Annotated in this window: 22 protein-coding genes and 3 riboswitches; of the genes, 14 read left to right on the top strand and 8 right to left on the bottom strand. The window is 46.2% G+C overall.

What is annotated here, in order from left to right:
• Nucleotides 1-138 precede the first annotated feature (138 nt).
• The 3 genes from V7728_RS07585 to V7728_RS07595 all read left to right on the top strand — a co-directional run bounded on the left by V7728_RS07585 (nucleotide 139) and on the right by V7728_RS07595 (nucleotide 2,432).
• On the top strand, nucleotides 139-1,491 hold the full coding sequence (locus V7728_RS07585; RefSeq protein WP_099566690.1) for a TrkH family potassium uptake protein: 1,353 nt from the start codon (nucleotides 139-141) through the stop codon (nucleotides 1,489-1,491).
• 94 nt (nucleotides 1,492-1,585) lie between these two features.
• Nucleotides 1,586-2,260: a DUF421 domain-containing protein gene (locus V7728_RS07590; protein WP_021493789.1), complete on the top strand. Its 675-nt coding sequence runs from the start codon at nucleotides 1,586-1,588 to the stop codon at nucleotides 2,258-2,260.
• A gap of 1 nt (nucleotide 2,261) precedes the next feature.
• Nucleotides 2,262-2,432, top strand: coding sequence for a hypothetical protein (locus tag V7728_RS07595; protein WP_007610936.1), 171 nt, complete (start codon nucleotides 2,262-2,264; stop codon nucleotides 2,430-2,432).
• 41 nt (nucleotides 2,433-2,473) lie between these two features.
• Here the strand turns inward: V7728_RS07595 and V7728_RS07600 are convergent, their stop codons facing one another.
• A complete protein-coding gene (locus tag V7728_RS07600) occupies nucleotides 2,474-3,496 on the bottom strand; it encodes an acyltransferase family protein (protein WP_032871312.1) in 1,023 nt (340 codons plus the stop codon).
• Nucleotides 3,497-3,751: 255 nt separating this feature from the next.
• Between V7728_RS07600 and V7728_RS07605 the strand changes: the two genes are divergently transcribed.
• Nucleotides 3,752-5,971, top strand: a complete 2,220-nt coding sequence (locus V7728_RS07605) for a PAS domain-containing sensor histidine kinase (protein ID WP_099566691.1) — start codon at nucleotides 3,752-3,754, stop codon at nucleotides 5,969-5,971.
• On the top strand, nucleotides 5,968-6,465 hold the full coding sequence (locus V7728_RS07610) for a methylated-DNA--[protein]-cysteine S-methyltransferase (RefSeq protein WP_099566692.1): 498 nt from the start codon (nucleotides 5,968-5,970) through the stop codon (nucleotides 6,463-6,465). Before V7728_RS07605 ends, V7728_RS07610 begins: the two co-directional genes overlap by 4 nt.
• A 241-nt stretch (nucleotides 6,466-6,706) precedes the next feature.
• Here V7728_RS07610 and mtnA read toward each other — a convergent pair whose 3' ends face one another.
• The 3 genes from mtnA to V7728_RS07630 all read right to left on the bottom strand — a co-directional run bounded on the left by mtnA (nucleotide 6,707) and on the right by V7728_RS07630 (nucleotide 10,095).
• The gene (mtnA, locus tag V7728_RS07620; protein WP_003154704.1) at nucleotides 6,707-7,768 is read right to left on the bottom strand and encodes an S-methyl-5-thioribose-1-phosphate isomerase; all 1,062 of its coding nucleotides are present in this window, start codon (nucleotides 7,766-7,768) and stop codon (nucleotides 6,707-6,709) included.
• Between the two features lie 6 nt (nucleotides 7,769-7,774).
• Nucleotides 7,775-8,959, bottom strand: coding sequence for an S-methyl-5-thioribose kinase (mtnK, locus tag V7728_RS07625; protein WP_099566693.1), 1,185 nt, complete (start codon nucleotides 8,957-8,959; stop codon nucleotides 7,775-7,777).
• Between the two features lie 109 nt (nucleotides 8,960-9,068).
• A riboswitch (SAM riboswitch) is annotated at nucleotides 9,069-9,223 on the bottom strand.
• A gap of 92 nt (nucleotides 9,224-9,315) precedes the next feature.
• The gene (locus V7728_RS07630) at nucleotides 9,316-10,095 is read right to left on the bottom strand and encodes a carbon-nitrogen family hydrolase (RefSeq protein WP_060561770.1); all 780 of its coding nucleotides are present in this window, start codon (nucleotides 10,093-10,095) and stop codon (nucleotides 9,316-9,318) included.
• A 91-nt stretch (nucleotides 10,096-10,186) separates the two neighbouring features.
• Between V7728_RS07630 and V7728_RS07635 the strand changes: the two genes are divergently transcribed.
• The 6 genes from V7728_RS07635 (at nucleotide 10,187) to V7728_RS07660 (ending at nucleotide 15,196) form a co-directional block, all read left to right on the top strand.
• On the top strand, nucleotides 10,187-11,383 hold the full coding sequence (locus V7728_RS07635) for a pyridoxal phosphate-dependent aminotransferase (RefSeq protein ID WP_099566694.1): 1,197 nt from the start codon (nucleotides 10,187-10,189) through the stop codon (nucleotides 11,381-11,383).
• A gap of 36 nt (nucleotides 11,384-11,419) precedes the next feature.
• A riboswitch (SAM riboswitch) is annotated at nucleotides 11,420-11,519 on the top strand.
• Between the two features lie 81 nt (nucleotides 11,520-11,600).
• Complete coding sequence (mtnW, locus tag V7728_RS07640) at nucleotides 11,601-12,815, top strand: 2,3-diketo-5-methylthiopentyl-1-phosphate enolase (RefSeq protein ID WP_015239734.1); 1,215 nt, start codon at nucleotides 11,601-11,603, stop codon at nucleotides 12,813-12,815.
• Nucleotides 12,812-13,516, top strand: coding sequence for a 2-hydroxy-3-keto-5-methylthiopentenyl-1-phosphate phosphatase (mtnX, locus tag V7728_RS07645; RefSeq protein WP_060561767.1), 705 nt, complete (start codon nucleotides 12,812-12,814; stop codon nucleotides 13,514-13,516). Before mtnW ends, mtnX begins: the two co-directional genes overlap by 4 nt.
• Nucleotides 13,474-14,103, top strand: coding sequence for a methylthioribulose 1-phosphate dehydratase (locus V7728_RS07650; protein WP_014417578.1), 630 nt, complete (start codon nucleotides 13,474-13,476; stop codon nucleotides 14,101-14,103). The genes mtnX and V7728_RS07650 overlap by 43 nt, the downstream gene beginning before the upstream one ends.
• Before the next feature lie 15 nt (nucleotides 14,104-14,118).
• The gene (locus V7728_RS07655; protein ID WP_007408465.1) at nucleotides 14,119-14,655 is read left to right on the top strand and encodes a 1,2-dihydroxy-3-keto-5-methylthiopentene dioxygenase; all 537 of its coding nucleotides are present in this window, start codon (nucleotides 14,119-14,121) and stop codon (nucleotides 14,653-14,655) included.
• A 280-nt stretch (nucleotides 14,656-14,935) separates the two neighbouring features.
• Nucleotides 14,936-15,196 (top strand): aspartyl-phosphate phosphatase Spo0E family protein, encoded by a 261-nt coding sequence (locus V7728_RS07660; RefSeq protein ID WP_003154690.1) that lies wholly within the window; start codon nucleotides 14,936-14,938, stop codon nucleotides 15,194-15,196.
• A 210-nt stretch (nucleotides 15,197-15,406) separates the two neighbouring features.
• Here V7728_RS07660 and V7728_RS07665 read toward each other — a convergent pair whose 3' ends face one another.
• The gene (locus tag V7728_RS07665) at nucleotides 15,407-16,924 is read right to left on the bottom strand and encodes an ATP-binding protein (RefSeq protein ID WP_099566695.1); all 1,518 of its coding nucleotides are present in this window, start codon (nucleotides 16,922-16,924) and stop codon (nucleotides 15,407-15,409) included.
• A 198-nt stretch (nucleotides 16,925-17,122) separates the two neighbouring features.
• On the opposite strand from V7728_RS07665, the gene V7728_RS07670 reads away from it, so the two are divergent.
• Entirely contained in the window at nucleotides 17,123-17,569 is a 447-nt protein-coding gene (locus V7728_RS07670; protein WP_007408463.1) for a MarR family winged helix-turn-helix transcriptional regulator, read from the top strand.
• 35 nt (nucleotides 17,570-17,604) lie between these two features.
• Here V7728_RS07670 and motB read toward each other — a convergent pair whose 3' ends face one another.
• The 3 genes from motB to clpE all read right to left on the bottom strand — a co-directional run bounded on the left by motB (nucleotide 17,605) and on the right by clpE (nucleotide 21,443).
• A complete protein-coding gene (motB, locus tag V7728_RS07675; RefSeq protein ID WP_085341936.1) occupies nucleotides 17,605-18,390 on the bottom strand; it encodes a flagellar motor protein MotB in 786 nt (261 codons plus the stop codon).
• Entirely contained in the window at nucleotides 18,362-19,177 is an 816-nt protein-coding gene (motA, locus tag V7728_RS07680) for a flagellar motor stator protein MotA (RefSeq protein ID WP_007610974.1), read from the bottom strand. The genes motB and motA overlap by 29 nt, the downstream gene beginning before the upstream one ends.
• A gap of 169 nt (nucleotides 19,178-19,346) precedes the next feature.
• Nucleotides 19,347-21,443, bottom strand: a complete 2,097-nt coding sequence (gene clpE, locus V7728_RS07685) for an ATP-dependent protease ATP-binding subunit ClpE (RefSeq protein WP_099566696.1) — start codon at nucleotides 21,441-21,443, stop codon at nucleotides 19,347-19,349.
• A gap of 401 nt (nucleotides 21,444-21,844) precedes the next feature.
• Here clpE and V7728_RS07690 point away from each other — a divergent pair, with 401 nt between their 5' ends.
• Entirely contained in the window at nucleotides 21,845-22,882 is a 1,038-nt protein-coding gene (locus V7728_RS07690) for a YkvI family membrane protein (protein WP_099566697.1), read from the top strand.
• Between the two features lie 97 nt (nucleotides 22,883-22,979).
• Nucleotides 22,980-24,101, top strand: a complete 1,122-nt coding sequence (locus V7728_RS07695; protein ID WP_099566698.1) for a hypothetical protein — start codon at nucleotides 22,980-22,982, stop codon at nucleotides 24,099-24,101.
• A gap of 108 nt (nucleotides 24,102-24,209) precedes the next feature.
• A riboswitch (PreQ1 riboswitch) is annotated at nucleotides 24,210-24,254 on the top strand.
• Nucleotides 24,255-24,304 lie beyond the last annotated feature (50 nt).

Here is a 24,304-nt window from a genome sequence, read left to right on the forward strand (position 1 = left end):
CGTTTCAGAGGTTTTTTGTTTAAAGATCGGCAAATTACATAAGGTAATGAAAAATCTTTCTAAAAAGACCTTTAAAAATTCTCCCAATATCATTAGAATAATTACGTACTACATTTGAGAGGCAGAAGGAACTATCTTATGAAATTAAAACTGAAGAAATTCATACAGATCTTGTCGCCAGCACAGCTGATTGCATTATATTATTTTCTTGCTGTGACGGTGGCATTTATTTTGCTAAGTCTGCCGGCCGCCCACAAACAAGGGGCCAGCTGGTCGTTTATAGACGCGCTGTTTACGGCTGTCAGCTCAGTCAGTGTCACCGGTTTAACGGTCGTCAACACGGCTGATACATTCAGCACGGCCGGGATTGTCATTTTGGCTTTCGTGCTTCAATTCGGCGGAATCGGCATCATGACGCTCGGAACATTCGTCTGGCTCATTATGGGCAAACGGATCGGTCTGCGGGAACGGAAGCTCATAATGGTGGATCAGAATCAATCGCAGTTTTCCGGTATCGTCAACCTGATGAAGCAAGTGCTGTTTTTGATTTTATTAATCGAGTTTTTAGGCGGCATCATCTTAGGAACATATTTTTTAACGTATTATGATTCGTTTGAACAGGCGTACTTGCACGGATTCTTTGCGAGCGTCAGCGCCACGACAAACGGCGGTTTTGATATTACGGGAAATTCACTCGTCCCGTTCAGACATGACTATTTCGTGCAGTTTATTACGATGCTTCTGATTATTTTCGGTGCGATCGGTTTTCCGGTGCTCGTAGAAGTAAAAGACTTTTTGTTTTCAAAACAGCGCAGATACTCATTCACGCTGTTTACGAAAATTACGACCGTTACGTTCGGAATGCTCGTTTTGTTCGGAGCCGTGGGCATTTACGCGCTTGAAGCAAGCAATGTCATGAAGGGGAAAAGCTGGCATGATGTTTTATTTTTATGTCTCTTTCAATCAACCGCTACGCGAAGCGGCGGGCTTGCGACAATTGATATCAGCCAGCTGTCGGCGCCGACATTATTTTTCATCTGTGCCCTCATGTTTATCGGCGCATCACCGAGCTCGGTCGGCGGCGGAATCCGTACGACGACGTTTGCGCTTAACCTTCTTGCCCTGTTTCATTTTGCCCGGGGGAATAAAGCGGTCAAGGTCTTTAAACGCGAGCTTCACCAGGCTGATGTCATGAAGTCGCTGGTCGTTACGATGATGGCGATTCTGCTCGTGTTCGGATCGACGCTGATTCTGGCCGTGACCGAGAAAAATCAGACGCTCCTCGGACTGCTTTTTGAAGTGTGTTCCGCATTCGGAACGACCGGCCTGTCGCTTGGGATTACTCCGCATTTAAGCGACATCGGAAAATGCGTCATCATGATTGTCATGTTTATCGGCCGGATCGGCATTTTGACGTTCCTTTATCTGATCGGCCGAAAAGAAATCGAAGCAAATTATCACTATCCGAAGGAAAGAATGATTATCGGCTGACACCGCTTTTTAGAAAGCGGTGTTTTTTATTGCCGTAAAATGGATGAGTGGAAACAGTTTCTTTGGAGATTCTACTTGTAAAGAGGTGACGTCATTGTTTGCCGTATTTTGGAAGTCGGTAGTTATGATAGCGGTCGGTACCTTTTTATTGCGGATTGCCGGACGGAAATCAATCAGCCAGCTGTCGGTGACCCAGACAGTCATCATGATTTCGATCGGCTCGATTATTATTCAGCCGTTTATTGAACATAATTTATGGGAAACCATTTTCGCGGCGGCGATTTTTATTGCGGTATTAATCCTGATGGAATATTTAGAAATCAAATCAAGCTTTTTTGAGTTTTTATTTTCAGGAAAAACCGTCGCTGTTGTCAGAAACGGAAAAATCATCCCGGAAAATTTAAAAAAAATGCGTTTTACCGAAGCTCAGCTGTCAATGAGGATCAGGCAGGAAGGCCTCGGAGACATTCAAGATTTTAAATATGTGCTGCTTGAGCCGAACGGACAGATCGGCTATGAACTCATTGATGAGGCCAAAAACGTGACAGTGCGTGACTTAAAAAAAATGCTTGATGAATTCAAAACAGATTTGCTGACAGAAGGAGGAAATCAAATGAAACGCAAAGCAGCAAAGAATGAAGCTTTGACCAACAACAACACACCGACTGAGAGCATGGACAAAGATGCATACAAAACACAATATGACGGTGATCCCGGACTGAGAGGCGCAAACCGCAAATCAAAACACGGCAAACAAGGAGGCGAGTAACATGACGAAAAAAAACCGCCACAGCAAAGACATGCAAAACCATAAAAAGCCGATGGACCCTAAATTGCTTGAAGAAGAGTTTGCAAGCGAGCTCGGTGATTATAACGCCGGAAAATGGATTGAAACGCTTGAACAGACGAAGCCAAAGAAAAAAGAAGACGGCAAACAATAAAAAATACCTCTTAGGCGGCAACGCTTAAGAGGTATTTTGCATTATTTCGAATAAGCACTGTTTCTTGTTCCTTTCACCGCTTCAAGCCAGCCGGTGATCCGCAGCTCAATAAACGGCTGTGCGGCCGTTTTCACCGCATTGCTGGAGAGAATGGACGTAAGAGCGGCCGTTAAAATTAAGAGCATGACTAAATTCTGATAATCAGATAAGTGATCTTCAAGCCCGATCTGCCGCAGCGTTTTTATAATGAATCCATGCAGCAGATACACGTAAAACGTTCTCGTACCCCATTTCGTAAAGAAATAACGCTTTTGCGGAACGAGCGCTAAAAAGCTGAAAGTGGCGGCAAAGGCCAAAACATACCAGCCGATGCGCGACAGACCGCTCAACAGCGACACTGTGCCGAATGTAGAATAAGGCTCCGATCCGAACAGCCACGAGTAATCAAAATCAATACACCAGCATAAGAGGAAAACAATCCCCAGTACGCCCGCGGCAATCTGCCTGCCTCTTTTAGCCCGAAGCAAATCAAAGTGCTGCTTCTTTAAATAAAACCCGACGAGAAACATCGGTAGAAAAACAAACGTCCGTGAAAGACTCAGCGTGCTGCTGATAAAATCAAGATACCCGATCATGACGGCAAGCCCGCAGCTCGCCCCAAGCGCCCACATTTTCGGCAGCTTCGTAAAGGGGTAAAGCAGCAGATTCCAAAAGAATAAGCTGACTAAAAACCAGAGAGACCACTGCGGATCAATCGGATTGACGCTTGCCATGCTTTCATCCTGAATCAAATAGTAAAAAACTGAGTAAATGCCCTGAAAAATCAAGTACGGAATAATCAGCTTCACAGCCAGCTTCTTCACATAACCTTTCCGCTTAAAGTTTTTTGCGAAATAGCCGGAAACCAGGATAAAGGCCGGCATATGAAAAGTATAAATGAATTTGTAGAGATGGAGCATAAACTCATTTCCGTTAATAAATGACCGGAGGATATGGCCGAACACCACCAGAAAAATCAAGATAAACTTGGCGTTGTCAAAGTAACTGTCTCGCGATTTTGTCATAGCATCACCTTCTCTTCAAAAATCATCCACTGCATGATTATTTCCTGTTGGTGTTCATTTTAAAATAAAAAACAAAAAATTGAAGGAGGACAAAAGGGATTGTTAGGATGATGTAATGGGGAGGTAAGGATCGTAGAAAAAGACTTTAACTTGTCATATCATTGAAATTTTCTGAAATGTATAGGGCGAATGAAGGAAGATGAGGTATTTTGTAGAAATATTGAAGGATAGGTTTTTGAAGAAGGAGTGTACTGAATGGCTGAAACTCTGGATTTGCAAACAAAAGACTCGCTGAAAGAGCAGCTGAAGCGGATGAAAGAGGAAAATGACCGCCTGAAGAGTGATTTGAACCGGTATCACGTGATTATGAATAACACGCTTGATGCCATTTTTATATGCCGTAAGGAAATGAAAATCGTCCAGGCGAACGAGGCTGCGGCCCGGATGATGCAGATTGAGGCAGAGAGCCTCATTAACCGCTCAGTCCTGGATTTTTTATATTCCGTGCCTCAGGAAGAACTGAATAAGGCCGTGAAAAAGTTTTTAAAAAAAGGCCATCTGTGGAAAGAGGTGCCGATTAAGCTTGACAGCGGCGCGACGAAATACATTGAATTCCTCGCCAGAGACGGAATTGGAGAGGATTATTTTTTTGTGGTGATGAGGGATATCTCCTCTAAAAAAATATTAGAGCGCGAATTCTCCATGAACGAGCAGCTGTTTAAAGATTTGTTTGACAGGGCTGTCGACGGCATCGTGCTGTTTGATAAGGACGGCGGGTTTATTGATGCGAACCTCTCTTTTTGCAAAAGCTTTGAGATCGGCCAGAATGAATTGTCCCATCTGTCGCTCCGCCATTTTACCGACGGAGAAAACAAAAAGCATCTGAAAGAAATCTGGGAAACCCTCCGCAGAAAAGGAAACGCCAAAGGAGAACTGCCCGTCAAGCTTCGGTCCGGCGAAGAGAAGCTGTTTGAATTTACGATTACGTCCAACTTAATCAGCGGGTTCTACATGTCCATTATGAGAGACATAACAGAGAAACGGTTGATGGAATTGAAACTTTTCAAAAGCGAAGAGCGATTCCGCGAAATTTTTGAAAACGCCATGGACGCGATTGTCATTTGGTCTGATGACGGAAAGATTGCCAAAGCAAACGAATCGGCGTGCCGCATTTTCGAACTGCCGATGGATAAGCTGGTGGAGACGAATTTATGTACGTTTATCGTTGATCCGCAGAAAAAATATAAGCAGATTAAGAAAAAATATGAAAAATACGGGGAAATCCGTGAAGAAATGCTGTTTCAGATGGCAAACGGCCAATTTAAAGAGCTGGAATTCACATCAAAACGAACCATACTTGAAGGTCAGCATTTAACCATTTTAAGAAATGTCAGCGATCGTAAGCGGATGGAAAAAGAATTGCGGGAAAGCGAGCTGAAATTCAGAAAAGTATTCAACGGCTCAATGGACGGCAAGGTCTTATTTGACAACCAATTCCGCATTATTGACGCGAATCCTCTCGCAAGCCGTATACTCGGTATGCCGGATGAGGAGCTGAGAGCGTACACCGTTCCGGATATTCTTTCTTTATTTGATATTGAAAACGCGGGTGTTCCCGCCAGAAAGATTGATTTAGAAGGAATGGATAATGAAATCCCCTTCCTGTTAAGCAGCAGCGACAGCCGCAAACTGGAATTCTCCTTCAAAAGAAATATCATTCAAAATATGAATCTGGCCATCTTTAAAGATGTCACAGAGGCCAAAGAGCTTGAAGAGAGGCTGCGGAAATCCGACACTCTTCATGTTGTAGGGGAGCTGGCGGCGGGCATCGCCCACGAAATCAGAAACCCGATGACGGCGCTGAAAGGGTTCATTCAGCTTCTTCAAGGAAGCATTGAAGGCGAATATTCTCTGTACTTTAACGTCATTACCTCAGAATTAAAACGCATCGAGTCTATCATCACTGAATTTTTAATTTTAGCGAAACCCCAGGCGATATTATATGAAGAAAAAGACGTGACGCAGATTATGAAAGACACGGCTGATCTTTTGAATGCCCAGGCCAATCTTGTCAATGTGCAGATCCATCTGAACCTGACCGGAAACATCCCGCCGATTTACTGTGAACCGAATCAATTAAAACAGGTGTTTATCAATATTTTAAAAAACGCCATTGAAGTCATGCCGGGCGGCGGCAATATCTACGTGACCATTCAGTCTTCTGATCAAGACCACATTTTGATTTCTATTCAAGATGAAGGAACAGGCATTTCCGAAGACAAATTAAAACGTCTGGGTGAACCATTTTACACGACAAAAGACAGGGGAACGGGTCTCGGTCTCATGGTCAGCTATAAAATCATCGAAGAACATCAGGGACGCATTCATGTGGAAAGTGAAGAAGGGAAGGGCACCGTTTTTCATTTGACGCTTCCGGTCCGGCAGAATACCGAAGAAAGAAGGAGCGGGGAATGATCTGTTTTACAAGTGTGAGAGCGCCGTTTGGAACCGTCATCGTAACAGAGGAAGAGAGCTTTATTACCGGCCTGTTTCTCACCGGGGAAGATTTTGAGGAATGGCGGAAAGACGCGCCCGGCGTAAAGCCGTGCGAAACCGCTTTGCTGTCGGAGGCGAAACAGCAGCTGGCATCATATTTTTCAGGAGAAAGAAAGCAATTCTCTCTGCCTCTGAGACAAAAAGGCACACCCTTTCAGGAAAGGGTATGGAACGCGCTGACGATGATTCCTTACGGGGAATCCCGAAGCTACGGCGATATGGCTGAAGCGATCGGAAAACCGAAAGCGGTGCGCGCCATCGGACAAGCCAATAAACGAAACCGGCTGCCGATTTTGATCCCGTGCCATCGGGTAATCGGCAAAGACAGCGCCTTAACGGGATACGCGGGCACGAAGACGGATGTAAAAGCGGTGCTGCTGAACATCGAACAAATATCCTATAAAGAAAAATAAAGCGTATGGCACGTTCCGTTTTTTCGCGTCCGACATATCATTTTATTAAGTGAAAAAAGTTGGTCTGATGAAAAAGGAGGACGAAGCCTGATGAAAATGAGCCGTCCGCAAAAGATAGCCGGTTATGCAGAGCTGTTTTTTAAAATGCATCTCATTACAGCCGTCCAAAAAGATGAAGTGATTACATTGTGCAGACAAAAAAACCGCTGACATTGCCTGAGGCAATATCATCAGCGGTTTTTCAGCTTAGCTGGCAGTCAGCGAATAATTGTTCAATTTCTTCCGTGTAAGAGCCGGTCACAATTCCTTTCTCGGTTATAATGCCGGAAATCAGGCTGCCCGGTGTGATGTCAAAGGCCGGATTGAAGACCGGCACATCCTCGGGAGCGGTGCGTATGCCGGAGATCTGTCTGACTTCATCCGGATCTCTTTCTTCAATCGGAATCTGATCGCCGTTTTCAATCTGCAAGTCAAATGTCGAAAGCGGTGCGGCCACAAAAAACGGAATTTGAAAGGCGTTTGCCAAAATAGCGAGACCGTACGTTCCGATTTTGTTGGCCGTATCACCGTTTTTTGCAATTCTGTCAGCGCCGACAATGACTGCAGAAATATGTTTTTCCTTCATTGTATGGGCGGCCATGCTGTCCGTAATGAGCGTGACATCAATTCCGCCCTGCATCAGCTCCCACGCCGTCAGCCGTGATCCTTGGAGAACGGGTCTTGTTTCACATGCGTAGATATGAAGGCCGAGATCTTTTTGTTTCGCTAAGTAAAAGGGGGCAAGCGCTGTACCGTACCGGCTTGTGGCGATCGAGCCCGCATTGCAGATGGTCATGATCTGGTCGCCTTTTTTAAAAAGGTGCAGCGCATTTTGGCCGATCATACGGCATGTTTCTTCATCCTCAATCTGAATTTGAATGGCTTCATGAACGAGCGTTGTCTTCGCTTCATTGATTGAGATCGCATCCCTGATCGAATCCGTCAGTCTGTCAAGCGCCCACGCGAGGTTGACGGCAGTGGGCCTTGAACTGTTTAAATACGCTTTGACGTCCGCGAACTGACGTCGGAAATCTGAAAGGTCGCGGGCTTCAAACGACTTGGCGGAGAGCGCGAGTCCGAACGCCGCGGTTATACCGATGGCCGGGGCGCCCCTTACTTTCAGCGTGACAATCGCGTCGAATACATCTTCCTTTGTTTCAAGTTCCACATATTCAGTGACGTCGGGAAGCTTTTGCTGATTTAAAATGCGGATGTAGGTTTCTTTCCATTCTACAGAACGGGGGATGGCAAATTCATTGGTCATGCTGCATCATTCCTTTACACGGAGCTTAAATTGGTCCAGAACCTCGGTGATATGCTTCAGTTCTTTTCTGTTTTCGATATAATAGGCGCCGATCTCAAGCGCCAGCTTCTTCCGTTCGATTCGTTTGTCAAACGGAGTGATTTCATCTAAGTCAGCCACATGGGCGAGTCCGATCGTGCGCCGGATCAATTCGCATCCCGCAAAACCGACCGCTTCCTCAAACGCGTTTTTCAGTGTGTCTTCCAGCAGGTGTCTGCGGGAAGGCAAGCAGTCTTTCTCCCATGCTTCACTGAATGTTTTCACAAATGTATCCCATACGGCGGCAGTATGATCATATAACGGCTGTCTGTCGTCACCGTCGCGGCTGAGGGCGTTTAAAAGCAGATTGGCGATAAATTGGCCGATGTCAAACCCGATCGGTCCGAAGAAAGCAAACTCGGGGTCAATCACCTTTGTTTCATGTTCATCTGCGAAGATGCTTCCCGTGTGCAGATCGCCGTGAACCAATGTTTCCGCGGAATTCAGAAAGATGGCTTTCAATTCGTCAGCGCCTTCTTTCAGCCGGGAATTGTTCCAAACTTTTTCTGCGTATGGGCGCAGCTCCTCTTCAAAATCGTTTGTCTCATGGTCGAGAAACGGTTCTGTAAACACAAGCCTTTCCGTAATATTACAAAGCTCAGGATTTGTAAACTGCTTTGCGAGCTGCTGCTTTACTTTCGCATCAAGCGCATAATCGGATGAGTAAAAGAGCGTTTTCCCTAAAAATTCACCGATATGAACCGATAAGTTCGGATAATGCTGCCCTTCCAGCAGCCCTTTTCTTGAAATCCGCAAATGCGAGAGGTCTTCCATTACCGTGACGGCCATTTCAGTATCGGAATAGTAAACGGCCGGAACGAGGTGCGGCACGTGTTCGCCCTGGCGGATGAGGGCGCTGCTTTCGATTCTCGCCCGGTCAATGGTAAGCGGCCAGCTTTCACCGACGACTTTCGCGTAAGGAATCGCCTGTTTGATAATCAGTCCTTTTTTGTTTTCTTTATCGTAAACATGAAAGACGTAATTTAAATTGCCGTCGCCGATTTCACGGCATGTCAGAGTGCTTTTGCTTTGGAATAAGCCGAGCTTGACGGCTAACGCGGCGGCGGAGCTTTCTGTTAATTGTTCATAAAGACTTGTTTTAGTTGCTGACATGGATTTACCCTCCAATTATGTAGTGGCAGTAAGAGATCGTGACGGAGAATACGCCCGAAAAAAAGCCTCCTTCTCTGAAAGAGAAGGAGGCTGAAACAGTGCAGTCCGCCTCTTATCTCTCAGATAACATCTGATGGAATTAGCACCGTGCCTTATGAGACAATCGTCTCGGCGCAAAATGTACGCGCCCCATTTCACAATGGAATTACGGTCGGTTGCTGTTGGGGTCAAAAGGCCAATCCCTCGCCCAACTCTCGATAAGAGAAAAATATATTGATTTGTATCACAATTCGGATTAATCAGTTGATGAAAATATTAGCAGGTGCCGGATATTCTTGTCAACATTTTTTTGAAAATTAATATAAATCACGCCGCAAGTCTTGGAAAACCGGAATGGTTCCCCGCACGTCCGCGCTTTCTGACACATCGATTTCCGCCCGGACTGCGCCTTCCGTCCGGTCTCCTTCGGCTAAAATCCGGCCCCACGGGTCAATAATCAGGCTGTGGCCGGCAAATTCATTATCGGGATTGGACCCCGTGCAGTTAGAGGCTGCGACAAAACATTGGTTTTCAATTGCTCTGGCGATAAGCAGGCTTCGCCAATGATCAAGGCGGGGCAGAGGCCATTCCGCAGAGATAAACAGGACATTCGCGCCCTGGGACGTATGCTTTCTGATCCATTCGGGGAAACGGATATCATAGCAGATCAGCCCGGCGCACTTGACACCGTCAAGCTCAAAGGAACCGTCGCTGTTTCCTGCTGACAAGTAAAGGTGTTCATCCATCAGCTGAAACAGATGGGCTTTCTGATACCGCTTCACGATCTGTCCGCTGTTATCGGCGATGTACATGGTGTTATAGACATTTTCGCCTTCTTTGACCGCAAAAGATCCGGCAACGAGGTGTACGTTGTATGTTTTTGCCGTTTCTTTAAGCCATTGTTCCGAAACTTTGCCGTTTTCATCCGCCAGCTGGTCTAGCCGTGTGAGATCATAGCCGGTCGTCCACAACTCAGGAAGCACGATTACATCAGCATGGCGGCTTTCTTGCTCAATCAAAGATTCTGCTTTTTTAAAGTTTTCTGAAGGATTTCCGTATGAAATATCAAATTGCAAACAGGAAACGGTCCATTTCATTTTTTAACACCTCAAGTTTCTCTTTACTTTTTTTATTTAACCATATATGATGATGGACTATCATTTCAAGACATTTTTAGAAGGTGAAAATATGAACTTTGAAATCTCAGATGTACTCAAACAGCTGCCGGAACAATTTTTCGCATCATTGGTGCAAAAAGTGAATCAAAAGCTGAAAGAAGGCAGAGACGTCATCAATTTAGGGCAGGGAAACCCTGATCAGCCGACGCCTCAGCATATCGTTGAAGAAATGAAGCGCGCCGTCGAAAGGCCGGAAAATCATAAATACTCATCATTCCGGGGCGCTTACAGCTTCAAAAAAGCAGCCGCTGCATTTTATGAAAGGGAGTACGGGGTCACGCTTGATCCGGAAACGGAAGTCGCCGTGCTGTTCGGAGGCAAGGCGGGACTTGTTGAGCTTCCGCAATGTCTTTTAAACCCGGGAGATACCATTCTGGTGCCTGATCCCGGATATCCTGATTACTGGTCAGGCGTCGCCCTTGCAAAAGCGAGAATGGAAATGATGCCGCTGACGGAAGAAAGAGGGTTTCTCCCTGATTACAGTGTAATTCCTGAAAAGGTGCGGAGCGAGGCGAAGCTGCTGTATCTCAATTATCCGAATAATCCGACCGGCGCTGTGGCGACAGAGGCGTTTTTCGAGGAGACGGTCGGTTTTGCGGAGCAAAACGGCATTTGTGTCGTTCATGATTTCGCGTACGGAGCCGTCGGCTTTGACGGGCATAAACCGCTGAGCTTTTTGCAGACCGAAGGCGCAAAAGAGACGGGAATCGAAATCTATACCTTGTCCAAAACGTATAATATGGCGGGCTGGCGGGTCGGATTTGCCGTCGGAAACGCTTCTGTCATCGAAGCGATCAACCTTTATCAGGATCATATGTTTGTCAGCCTGTTTCCCGCGGCGCAGCAGGCGGCGGCAGCCGCACTTTCAGCGGATCAGGCATGCGTCGCGGCGCAAAATGACAGATATGAATCGAGACGCAATGCATGGATTAAAGCCTGCCGCGATATCGGCTGGGATGTGACGGCTCCGGCGGGCTCCTTTTTTGCATGGCTCCCTGTGCCTGACGGTTATACGTCACAGTCGTTTTCAGACCTGCTGCTCGAGAAAGCGGATGTCGCGGTCGCTGCCGGAAACGGGTTCGGAAAATGGGGGGAAGGCTATATAAGGGTCGGTCTTCTGACAAGTGAAGAAAGACTTAAAGAAGCTGCGGAACGGATCGGGAAACTGAATCTTTTCACCCGAAAAAACATTGACATATCAGAATAACAATGCGATAATTCAAAATACTTTATAAAATCATTATTCTTATCAAGAGCAGGCAGAGGGACGAGCCCGATGAAGCCCGGCAACCGACTGATAAAGCACGGTGCTAATTCTTGCAGCAGGAGCTGAGAGATAAGATTCGGACATAACACGAAGCCTCTTTCTGCTCATACGGAAGAGGTTTTTTTATGTTTTGCGAAAGAAAGAGAGGCGTTCACGCATGAGCGAAGTATTGGCAACATATCTTCTGACAGACACAACGGACAGTGAAAAGCGGGCGGAACAGATTGCGGCGGGGCTGACGGTAGGCTCCTGGACTGACCTGCCCCTGGTGAAGCAGGAACAGCTCAGAAAACATAAAGGGCGGGTCGTAAAAGTTGAGGAGAAAGAAGGAACCTCAGAAAACGAAACACAATCCGTCATCACCATCGCCTATCCCGAGGCGAACTTTTCAAGAGATATTCCGGCCGTCCTGACGACGGTATTCGGAAAGCTGTCACTGGACGGAAAAATAAAATTGACTGATCTTGAATTTTCCGAAGGGTTTAAACGTTCCCTTCCCGGGCCGAAATTCGGTATATACGGCATCCGCAAACTGCTGGGCGAATTTGAAAGACCGCTTCTGATGAGCATATTTAAAGGCGTGATCGGACGGGATCTCGCCGACATTAAAGAACAGCTCAGACAGCAGGCGCTCGGCGGCGTGGATCTGATTAAAGATGACGAAATTTTCTTTGAAAATGAACTGGCTCCGTTTGAAACCCGCATTATCGAAGGAAAACAAGTCCTGAAGGAAACCCGGGAGGAGACGGGGCATAAAACGCTGTATGCCGTAAACCTTACGGGAAGGACCGCTGAATTGCGGGATAAAGCGAGGCGCGCGGCAGAACTCGGGGCGGACGCGCTTTTATTGAATGTGTTCGCTTACGGTTTAGATGTGATGCAGAGCCTTGCTGAAGACAGGGAAATCCCGCTTCCGATCATGGCGCATCCGGCAGTAAGCGGCGCGTTCACATCATCTCCCGTTTACGGCTTGTCGCATGCGCTTTTGCTCGGCAAGCTGAACCGCTATTGCGGCGCTGATTTCAGTTTATTTCCGTCACCTTACGGATCCGTTGCTCTTCCGAAGGAGTCCGCGCTTGCAATCCATGATGAATGTGTAAAAGACGATGTCTTTCATCCGTCGTTTGCCGTCCCGTCAGCAGGCATTCACCCCGGTATGGTGCCATTGTTGATGCGCGATTTCGGCATCGATCACATCATCAATGCCGGCGGAGGCATTCACGGCCATCCGAAAGGAGCCGAGGGCGGGGGAAAAGCGTTCCGCGCCATCATTGATGCGGTGCTTGAAGCGCAGCCGATTGAAGAAAAAGCCGCGTCGTGCAAAGATCTTCAGCTCGCATTAGACAAATGGGGAAGGGTGGAAGCCGTATGACCCGCACGCCGCTGATTATTTGTGATTTCGACGGAACGGTCACCATGAACGACAACATTGTCAGCATGATGAAAGAATTCGCGCCTCCTGAGTGGCTTGAATTAAAAGACGGTGTTCTGTCTAAAAGCATATCAATCCAAGAAGGAGTCGGCCGGATGTTCGGACTGCTGCCGAGCAGCTTAAAAGAAGAACTGACCGGCTTTATTCTGAAGGATGCGAAAATACGGGACGGCTTTTTGGATTTTGTCTCGTTTGTCCGGTCAAACGGCCTCCCGTTTTATATCGTAAGCGGGGGAATGGACTTTTTTGTGCATCCGCTTTTGGAAGGGATCGTAGAAAAGGAGCGGATTTTCTGCAATCATGCATCCTTTGACAATGAATATATTCATATAGACTGGCCGCACGCCTGTGACGGAGACTGTACCAATCAATGCGGCTGCTGCAAACCGTCAGTCATCCGTAAGCTATCCGATCAGCAGAAATTTCTCATTATGATCGGTGATTCGGTCACGGATGTCGAGGCTGCAAAGTTGTCCGATATGTGCTTTGCGAGAGATTATCTTTTGACTGAATGCAAAGAACTCGGCCTCCGGCATCTGCCTTTTCAAGATTTTCATGAGGTGAAAACAGGCATTGAAAACATCGGGGAGGTGCAGGCATGGCTGCAAAAGAAGAACGCTGGCGCGAACTTGCCGAGGTAAAACGCGAGCTGGCTGAAAGAGACTGGTTCCCGGCAACGAGCGGGAATCTTTCCATCAAAGTATCCGACGGGCCGCTGACTTTTCTCGTTACGGCGAGCGGAAAAGACAAACGAAAAGAAACAGACGAAGATTTTCTCTTAATCGATGAGTACGGGAAGCCCGCTGAGACCGGCCATTCTTTAAAACCTTCAGCGGAAACGCTTCTCCATACTTACTTATACCAAAAGACAGACGCCGGCTGCTGTCTGCATGTCCATACTGTCAATAATAATGTCATCTCAGAGCTTTACGGGGATGAAAAACAAATCACTTTTCAGGGGCAGGAGATGATTAAGGCGCTCGGATTATGGGAGGAAAACGCGTCCGTGACCGTTCCGATCATTGACAATCCGGCGCATATCCCGGCATTGGCCGAAAACTTCGCGCACCATGCGGACGCCGGATCAGGCGCGGTGTTAATCCGCAATCACGGCATTACGGCATGGGGGCGGACCGCATTTGAAGCGAAAAGGGTGCTGGAAGCCTATGAATTTTTATTCAGCTGTCACCTCAAGCTTCTGTCACTTCGGCCGCAGCTGGTAAAATAAAAGGAGGAATAGAAAATGGCGACCATCAGAATTCATGACGAAAAAAATACGCTCATTGAACATCAGGAAGAAGTAGCGCGCTTCTTAGACGAACAAGAGGTGATCTATGAGCAGTGGAACATTGAAAAACTTCCGTCTGAGCTTTCGGAAAAATACGACCTAACCGAAGATGAAAAAGAACGGATTCTCGCGGCGTTTGACACGGAGATTCAGGACATTTCAGCCCGGCGCGGATATCAGTCTCAGGATGTCATTTCTTTATCAGACACCACGCCGAATCTTGATGAATTATTAAAAAATTTCCAAAGAGAACATCACCACACGGATGATGAAGTCCGCTTTATCGTCAGCGGACACGGCATCTTCGTCATTCAAGGCAAAGACGGCACATTTTTCGACGTCCGTTTAAATCCGGGAGATTTGATTTCAGTTCCGGAGAACATCCGCCACTACTTTACGCTTCAGGAAGACCGCCGGGTCGTCGCAATCCGAATCTTCGTGACGACTGAGGGCTGGGTGCCGATTTACGAAAATGAAAGTGTGCAAAACTGATAGACGCCCGAACCTCTCATGCCCCCGCCGGCATGAGAGGTTTTTTATTGTAATATAAAGTCAGCTGTGGCTGTTTTTTAATTCTTGAATATGCCGCATTCTGTTTATATCATTACCCGAATGGGTATTATTCTCGTATTCATGCTAAAGATTCCAATATGAAATGAAAAAATAAGTTATTTAGTAAAAAAATGTTTACAAATAAAGTATAATCTGTAATAATGCTCAATAACCCAATCAAACTTGTTTCCTATTCTTTTAGCGGTGAGGGGTGAAGTGAATGGGCAGTTATTCTGAACAAGAAAAATTGCTTGTATCTATTGATAAAAAAAGAAAAATGATGATAGATGCAGCTAACAGGCAAGGGTTTACAGGATATGACACGATCAGGCACAGCCAGGAACTGGACTGTCTGATGAACGCGTATCAGCAGCTGGTAAACCGTGATCGTACACATCACCAAGGAATACAGGGCCTTGTGAAGAAAATAGGCTTGTTCTCCCGAGGTGACGTCATGCCTGCATATGAAGCAAACAAATGATTGATGATAAAACAGATAACGAAGACTGAATGCGCTTCCTGATCAAGCGCCGCATCCGAAAGATGACCGCGTACAGTCAGCAGATTTCTCCGCTGGCACGGCTCACGAAGCGCCTCGTACTATCTGCCGGCTATGATGCCGTTCCTCTCGTATATCCTCTTACACATACTCTCCTTTAAATAAAAAACACCCCGATCCAGGGTGTTTTTTTCATCGAGAAGCGGCAGGGAGGGTAATGGTGACCTCTGTGCCCTTATCGACTTCGCTTTGAATGTCAATCGAACCGCCGTACATCAGCATGATTCGTTTACATACGACAAGGCCGAGGCCGGTGCCTTTTTCCTTTGACGTTACAAACGGAAGAAAAATGTGTTCAAGCATATCTTCAGAAATGCCCATTCCGTTGTCGGCCACCTTAATGACTGCTTTATGATCGCGGGCTTCTAAATAGATGGACAGCCGGCCGCCTTCCTGCATGGATTCCAGCGCGTTTTTCGCGACATTTAAAATCACCTGTTTAATATGGTCTTTCGTGCAGTTGACCTTGAGCGGCCGATTGACGAGAATCTTCACATTCACTTCCACATTGTATAGATTCCCTTCAGAATAAATAATCGGCATAATCTCATCAAGAATATCCTGCAGCGAGTTCACTTCCAACCGTTCAGCAGTGGGTTTTCCAAGCACTAAAAACTCACTGACAATCTGATTGATCCGTTTAATCTCCTGCTCAATAATTGAGAAATACAGCTGATCTTCCTCCGATTTGTATTTTTTCTGCAAAAGCTGAATGAAGCCGCTGATCCCTGTAAGCGGGTTGCGGATTTCATGGGCGGTGCTGGCGGCAAGCGTTCCGATCAGCTCCAATTTCTGCGCTTCATTTTGAGCGCGCTCCAGCTGGGTCTTGCGCTTAAGCAAATAATATTGAACGAGGATGAACAGAATATTCAGCAGCACGGCAATACTGGACATCGGCAGCAGCACGCTTTTGGTCAGCTCATTCAGCTCAACCGGTTTCGGATAAACATTGATATTCCAATTAATATCATCCAGATAGCCGCTGACCGGTTTCACACCTTCTGATTGATCAGCCCGTCCGCTGGCAAATATCACTTTATTCTGATTGGTTGCCTTGACATAAACGTCAGGGCTCAGCATATTGATCATATTTCTCAAATAATCGACTTGTATGGCGGCTACTAAATAATCCGTGACTTCCCGTTTTGCGTCTAACACCGGCACGCAGATCGTGAAGATGCGCTGGCCTGTAATTCTGCTGGAGTAGTCATTTGTGATGACCGTTTTTTTCGTCTTTTTCGCCTTCGTAAAATACGGTCTGTCGGCCAAATTCACCTTTGATTTCAGATCAGTCGTGCTTGCGATGACATCACCTTTGGAATTCAGCATATACAGTCCGCTGAATCTGGGTTCATCCTCAAAAGCCTGATCGAGAATGTCAATGATCTTTTCTTCATTGACAGGCTTATCGACAGCGATCGCAAGTGTTGTCATCCGGGCTTTTGTTTCACCGATTAAATAATTGAGCTTATTGCGGTGAAGGTTGAGCATCATACTGGCTTCCTGTATGTGTTTATCGGCTATTTTCTGCTTTTCTTTTTCATAAATGAAAAAGCTGATAATAAGTGCCGGGATGATCACCAATATGAGATAAAGCTTGATCTTTCCCCGGGCACCTTTAAATGTATTCACTCTGCATCGCTCCAACATTACACTTGAATAGAGGTATTATATCATTTTTATACTTCTTTAATAAGAAAAAATAACCAAAATGATAGAAAAACAAATTATTTTATTAAGGTCTGACAAAAAGAAGAGAAATTTTGGAAACATTTTTGTTGACATTTTTCATTTTGTTTATTAATGTTTCTCTGTAACGGTTTCTTTTGTAAAAGGATGATTGAATGTATGACGGATAAAACAGAAAACTCATTGAAATTATTTATTGTACTGTCACGTGCGTACCGATCTATTAACGACCATATGAATAAACATATTCATAAGCACGGCCTGAACCCGACGGAATTTGCGGTGCTTGAGCTGTTGTACCACAAAGGCAACCAGCCGCTTCAGCAGATCGGCGACAAAATTTTATTAGCGAGCGGAAGTATTACATACGTTGTTGACAAATTAGAGAAAAAAGAACTTCTCATCAGAAAAGCCTCGCCGACTGACAGAAGAGTGACTTTCGCACAGATTTCCGAAAAGGGAATCCGTCTTTTGGACGATATTTTCCCTGATCATGCTGACGAAATTAAAGAAATGATCAGTGTGCTGAGTGATGAAGAGATAGAAATGTGTACGGAAATGCTGAAAAGAGTGGGGTTAAACGCTAAACATTTTCATCAGAAATAAAAAAGGAAGCCATTTGAAAGGCTTCCTTTTTTATATTACTGATTTTGGTCAGTCGCGGCGTTTCTAGGCTGTATCAATACCTCGACGCGCCTGTTTTTGCTGCGCCCTTCAGCGGTTTTGTTCGACACGGCCGGTTTATACTCTCCGAAACCTTTGGCGCTGAATACTTTTGCGTCAAGTTTCGGGTTTTCTGTCAGAATAGCCATGAAGTTGACGGCCCGCATGACGCTTAAATGCCAGTTAGATTGATATTGTGAGTTTTTAATCGGTACATTGTCCGTATGTCCGCTGATAATAATGTTCCTCGGCGGATTCAGCACAAGGAGATTCGAGATTTCCTTGGCAAGCGGAATATCTTCCTGACGGATATCCGCCCGTCCGGAATCAAAAAAGATACTGTCTTTAATGGTAATTAAGAGTCCTTCTTTAGTCAGCTTTGTTTCCAGCTGAGTTTCAAGCTTTTTATTTTTTATAAATTGATTGACTTGCTTTTGCACGCCTTCAAGTTCTTGGCGGTCGGCTGCTTCTCTTTCTTTCTTTTTCTGTTCTTTATCTTTTTCCTTGTCTTTTTTTAACTGATCAACGCCGTCTTTTTCGTTTTCAGGAGGGGTGACGCTTGAATATTCAAGAACACCCGTGCCTCCGGTAAACACGGCGTTAAATGATTTAGACAGCATTTGGAATTTCGCCGCATCGACCGAGCTCATGGCGAACAATACAATGAACAGAGCCAAAAGAAGGGTGAGCAAATCCGCGTACGGGATCAGCCAAGACTCATCCACATGCTCGTCATCATGCTTCTTCTTCTTTTTTCTCGCCATTGTTTGTCTCTCCTTCTTGTTCAGCGACTTTTGCGCGTTCATTCGCAGGAAGATACATGAGAAGTTTTTGTTCGATCACTTTCGGGGCCTGTCCTTCAAGCACTGACAGAACGCCTTCGATCATGATTTCACGCAGTTTGACTTCCTGCTTTGATTTGCGTTTCAGTTTGTTGGCGAAGGGATGCCATAGTACATATCCTGTGAAAATCCCGAGAAGGGTGGCGACAAACGCCGCACTGATGGCATGTCCGAGCGCCTCGGTATTGTTCATGTTGGAAAGAGCGGCGATAAGGCCGATGACCGCACCCAAAACGCCGAGTGTCGGCGCATATGTGCCGGCTTGTGTAAAGATGGCTGCGCCGGCCTGGTGTCTGTCTTCCATCGCTTCAACTTCCTCAGTCATAATATCTCTGATAAATTCTGCGCTTTGTCCGTCAACCGCCATACTCAGGCCGTTTTTCAAAAATGCGTCATCCACGTCTTCAATGCTTGCTTCCAATGCGAGCAGACCTTCACGTCTGGCGATTTGCGCCCATTGAGAGAACATAGGAATTAATTGCGCAATGGTCAGCTGTTTGTTTTCTTTAAACAGCACTTTAAAAAGGGCAGGCACTTTTTTGATTTCTTTTCCGGGGAATGCGATGATCACCGCAGAAATCGTACCGAACAAAATAATCAGAATAGCTGCCGGGTTAGCGAGTGCGCTTAAGCTGACCCCTTTCAGCACCATGCCCACGCTTAAAGCAATCAAGGCGAGGATGATACCGATAATCGATGTTTTATCCATAGTTTTCACCAAATCCTTTATACTAGCTTTCTATGGTTAATATCGGTGGCAGTGCATGGAACTTTAGGGTGATTGAGAAATTGTTCCCGAATTCTTCACAGTTTCTCCCTTTCGGCATGGAGAAAGAAACAAAAAAGCGGCTCCCCGCGAGGAGGGAACCGCTTTTTTCTTATTGTGCCCGGACTTTGATGCCGTCCTCTTCCATTACGACATGGAAGGCTTTTATTTCGTTGTCATCCAATAAGAGATCTGTCATTTCGTCCTCGATCAATTCTTGGATGGTTCTTCTGAGCGGACGTGCTCCGAAAGCTGGGTGGTAGCCAATTTCAGCGATTTTTTCTTTCGCATCATCGGTGACGTTCAGGCTGATGCCGCGCTCTTTTAATGTGTCTTCAAGCTCTGTGAGAAGCAGGCTGACGATTTTCACGAGATGTTCTTTTTTCAGGGATTGGAATTCAATGATGCTGTCAAACCGGTTTAAAAACTCCGGTTTGAAGAACGCGCTCAGTGAATCAATCAACGTTTGTTCTTCCAGGACGCTCTCTTCAGATTGGAATCCGACTTTCACCTGTTTTTCGCCGGTTCCAGCGTTGCTTGTCATAATCAAAACGGTATCTTTGAAGCTGACCGTTCTGCCCTGGCTGTCTGTCAGACGGCCGTCCTCCATAATCTGCAGAAACATATGCTGGACATCAGGGTGGGCTTTTTCAATCTCATCGAGCAGCACGATGCTGTACGGATTGCGGCGCACTTTTTCCGTTAATTGACCGGCTTCATCGTGTCCGACATATCCCGGCGGTGAACCGATGATTTTTGATACGGCGTGTTTTTCCATGTATTCACTCATATCGAGACGGATAATGGAATCTTTTGTACCGAACAGTTCATCTGCGAGTGTCTTTGATAACTCGGTTTTTCCGACTCCGGTCGGTCCGACAAAGAGGAAGGAGCCGACAGGTCTGTTTTTGGATTTTAAGCCGGCGCGGCTTCGTCTGACCGCTTTCGCCACTTTTTTCACGGCTTTTTCCTGACCGATGACGCGCTGATGAAGATGCTCTTCAAGTTCCTTCATTTTGACTTGTTCATCAGCCTGGAGTTTTCCGACCGGAATGCCTGTTTTCTGTTCAATGATGGCTTGAATATGCTCCGCCCCGATTTCAGGTGAAGAGGCCGGAGCTTCTTGTGCCAGCTGCTTTTCCAACGCCGCTTCTTCATCACGCAGTTTCGCGGCAAGCTCATAATTTTCTTCATGAAGCGCTTTTGTTTTCTCCGCGTCAATTGCTTTGAGTCTCTCAGCCGCATCTTCTTCATTTACGGTATCAAGCTCCAGGTTCGCCTTAGAGCCGGCTTCATCTAATAAGTCGATCGCTTTATCCGGCAGGTGGCGGTCCTGAATGTAACGGGATGAAAGCGTAACACAGGCGTTTATCGCTTCATTGCTGAATGTGACGCCGTGGTATTTCTCGTATTTATCTTTAATGCCTTCCAGAATGCTGATGGCTTGTTCTATTGTAGGCTCGTGAACCATGACAGGCTGGAAGCGTCTTTCAAGCGCCGCATCTTTTTCAATCTGGCGGTACTCTTTCAGCGTTGTCGCCCCGATGACCTGCAGCTCGCCTCTGGCGAGCGCCGGTTTCAGGATGTTCCCGGCATCCATTGATCCCTCGGCAGAGCCGGCGCCTACAAGAAGGTGAATCTCATCAATGAACAAGATGACATTTTTCCGTTCTTTTAATTCGTTCATTAATTGTTTCATTCTTTCTTCAAACTGGCCTCTGATCCCTGTATTGGCGACGAGAGAAGCGACGTCAAGCAGGTAAAGCTCTTTGTTTTTCAATTTGTTCGGCACATCGCCCTCAGCGATTTTAAGCGCGAGGCCTTCTGCAATAGCCGTTTTACCGACGCCCGGTTCACCGATAAGTACCGGATTGTTTTTATTCCGGCGGTTCAAAATTTCAATTACGCGCGCCACTTCATTATCGCGGCCGATCACAGGGTCAATCAGACCTGCTTTTGCGCCGTTTGTGACGTTTTGAGCGAGCTCGTCGAGCAGGCCTTTTTCAGGGCCGGCCTGCTGTTTATTTTGATTGGGAGAGAAACCTTGCTCAAACGGGAATCCGAATGATTGCGGCCCCATGCTCATAGACGGTTTTCGGGTTAATTCTGTATAACATGTTTCACATAAAACGAATTGTTTTTGAATGGAATTGACTTGCATGTTCAGGCGAATCGTCGCCTCGTTTTTCTGACAATGTTGACAACGCATTTGCCAAAACCTCCTCGGAAAATGTTTGATCATCTTTGACCAAATAGATTAGAAAATAAGGTCTTAACTTTGACCTTCTTTGATTAATAGTATACTCTGACCTTCTTTGACTTTCAAGTGTTTTGTTTCAAACCCCGAAAAATAAATGTTTACAGCATGATAAGTGATATTTGTGAGGTCTGATTATTTTTGACCAATATAGTCAGAAAGGAAATGAAATGCTTTGACCTTTCTTGATGAAGAGTATACGCCGGCCCTTTTTTTCTTTCAATATTTTTGCTTAGAGGAGAGAGCTGAATCTGTTTTCTCCGGGGAAGGACGATTTGTTCGTCTTTTCGGGCGACTTGTCTCATAAGCATATATAAAGGCCTGGACAAATCTGCGCTTAGCCGGAGGGTGAAATGGGACAAACAAAAGGTTCTGCAAGTCAGCTTGCATTTGTATACGTAGGCACGGTTGTAGGAGCCGGTTTTGCCACGGGACGGGAAATCGTTGAGTTTTTTCTGAAGTTTGGCTGGATCGGTCTGTTCGGTATCGTGGTAAGCGGTCTGATGTTTACATATTTAGGCGCCAAAATCATGATCATTTCCAAACGGATTCATGCAGCATCTTATCAGGAATTGAACACATATTTATTCGGCAAGTCCATCGGCCGCGCCGTTAATATGTTTATGATGTTTATATTGCTGGGAGTGACCTCTGTCATGCTCTCCGGAGCGGGAGCGCTGTTTCATGAACAGCTTGGCTGGTCCGCACAAGCGGGGATCCTTTTGACGATCGTACTGAGCTTTGCCGTCATGACAAGCGGCGTTAAAGGTGTGTTCGGCGTCAATATATTGGTTGTGCCGCTTTTAATTTCCTTCTCTTTTATCGTGACAGCAGATTCATTTGTATTTACAAGCACGAGAAACGCGGACGAATGGGTATGGCCTGACAAGTGGAATTGGCTTTTGTCCGCCGTCTCTTACGGCGCGTTAAATTTATCGCTCGCCCAAGCCGTGCTTGTGCCGCTTGCGAATGAAATGTCTTCAGAGAAGGTGATCAGAAGGGGGGCTTATTTTGGCGGCGTTCTGTTGACACTGGTGCTTGCCGCGAGCTTTTTATCATTATCAGTGCTGCCGGATGTGCTGGAGTTTGACATTCCGATGGCTCAAGTCGTCTATTCGTATTCGCGTTCGCTTCATATCATTTATTTGTTTATTATTTTCGGGGAAGTGTTTACGTCGGTCATCGGTAATTTATACGGATTGGAAAAACAATTAAACAGTTTTCTTCATATAAAAAGTACATATATTTACGGCGGCATTTTGGCGTTTGCTTTCATTATCAGCCAAATCGGCTACGGACAGCTGATTTCCACCGTTTATCCGGTGTTTGGGTATGTGAGCCTCGCTTTCATCGGCGCATTGATTTGCAAAAAAATCCCGAAAGAAGAATAAGGATATAAGGAAAATGTCTGTATTTTTTGGGAATTCCCCTTCTTTTTTCCTGACATTTCTGTATAATGAATTGGGAAATGATGGGGAGGAGTAAGAGATGAAAGCTCGACGTGTATTATTGGGATTTATTTTTATTTGTATCGGCATTGCGTTTTTTTTACAGAGGGCGGGAGTTATTCATATATCCGCAGGTTCGGCGTGGCCGTTTCTTTTCATTATAATGTCCGCAGGGTTTCACGCCGGATTTATTTTTGCGAAAAAAACGCCTGAACAGGCGGAACTGCTCGTTCCGGGCGGTATGTTTTTTGTGCTGGGCTGCCTGTTTTGTTTTGAAACGGCAACGGAATGGACGTATTCGGGCGTGACGTGGCCTGTTTATATATGGGCGCCTGCTCTCGGTCTGTTTGAGCTGTGGTATTTCGGCGGGAGGAAGTTAGGTGTATTGATTCCTGCTTTCATCCTGACAGCCGTGGGAGCACTATGCTTTGCTGGTATGCTGATGACGGGGCTGTGGCCGCTTTTGATCATCGCAGCCGCGCTTTTGTTTCACGCCGTTGCCTTTATGCAGCCGAAAAAAAGATCGGGCCTTCTTATTCCGGGCGGCATTTTGCTTGTGACGGGCGGGTTGTTATGGTTTGAAACGCTGACGGATTGGACATACGCAAATGTGACATCGCCTGTCTACCTCTTTGCCGTTGCGTTCGGCCTGTTTGAAGCCTGGCTGTTCGGCAGAAAGCAGAGAGGGCTTTTGACTGCTGCTGCGGTTCTGTGCGCCGCGGGCATTTTCGGCATATTCACCAATGCAAATGAAGTCATCAGCGAACGCGGCTGGCCCGCTCTCATTCTTTTGCTGGGCGCCGCTTTTCACATTCCGATTTTCGGCCCGAAACCTGTCAAAAACGCGGGACTTCTTGTACCGGGCGGCATCTTATTGATTACGGGGATCTTGTTTGTCTTTGAAACGGCAACCAATTGGTCCTACTCCGGTGTGACATGGCCTGTTTACCTGTTGGCAACGGCATTCGGTTTATTTGAGCTATGGCTGTTCGGCGGGAAACAGAAGGCGCTGCTCATCCCGGTTGCGGTGCTGACCTTGACAGCACTTTGCTTTATGATGACGAATCAGCCGATCATTCCGGTTTCTGTTTTCTGGCCTGCTTTATTTGTTCTGATCGGGATTGCGCTGATGGTATTTCCGGGGAAAAAACGCGGGGCTTAAACCCGCTTTTGCAGCCTGACACAGGGTTCAGGCTGTTTTTTTATTGTCACGGGAAACAACATTATGGTATGATAGCAAAAGTGAAAAAAGAAGAAAATCCGTATTGATGCGGGAGAGGTTCTAGCTACACCCTCTATAAAAAACTAAGGACGAGCTGTATCCTTGGATACGGTTTTTTTATGTTTTTTAGGGCGCCTTCTCCG

It is taken from the genome of Bacillus sp. JHAA (assembly GCF_036961585.1).
GTDB lineage: Bacteria > Bacillota > Bacilli > Bacillales > Bacillaceae > Bacillus > Bacillus velezensis.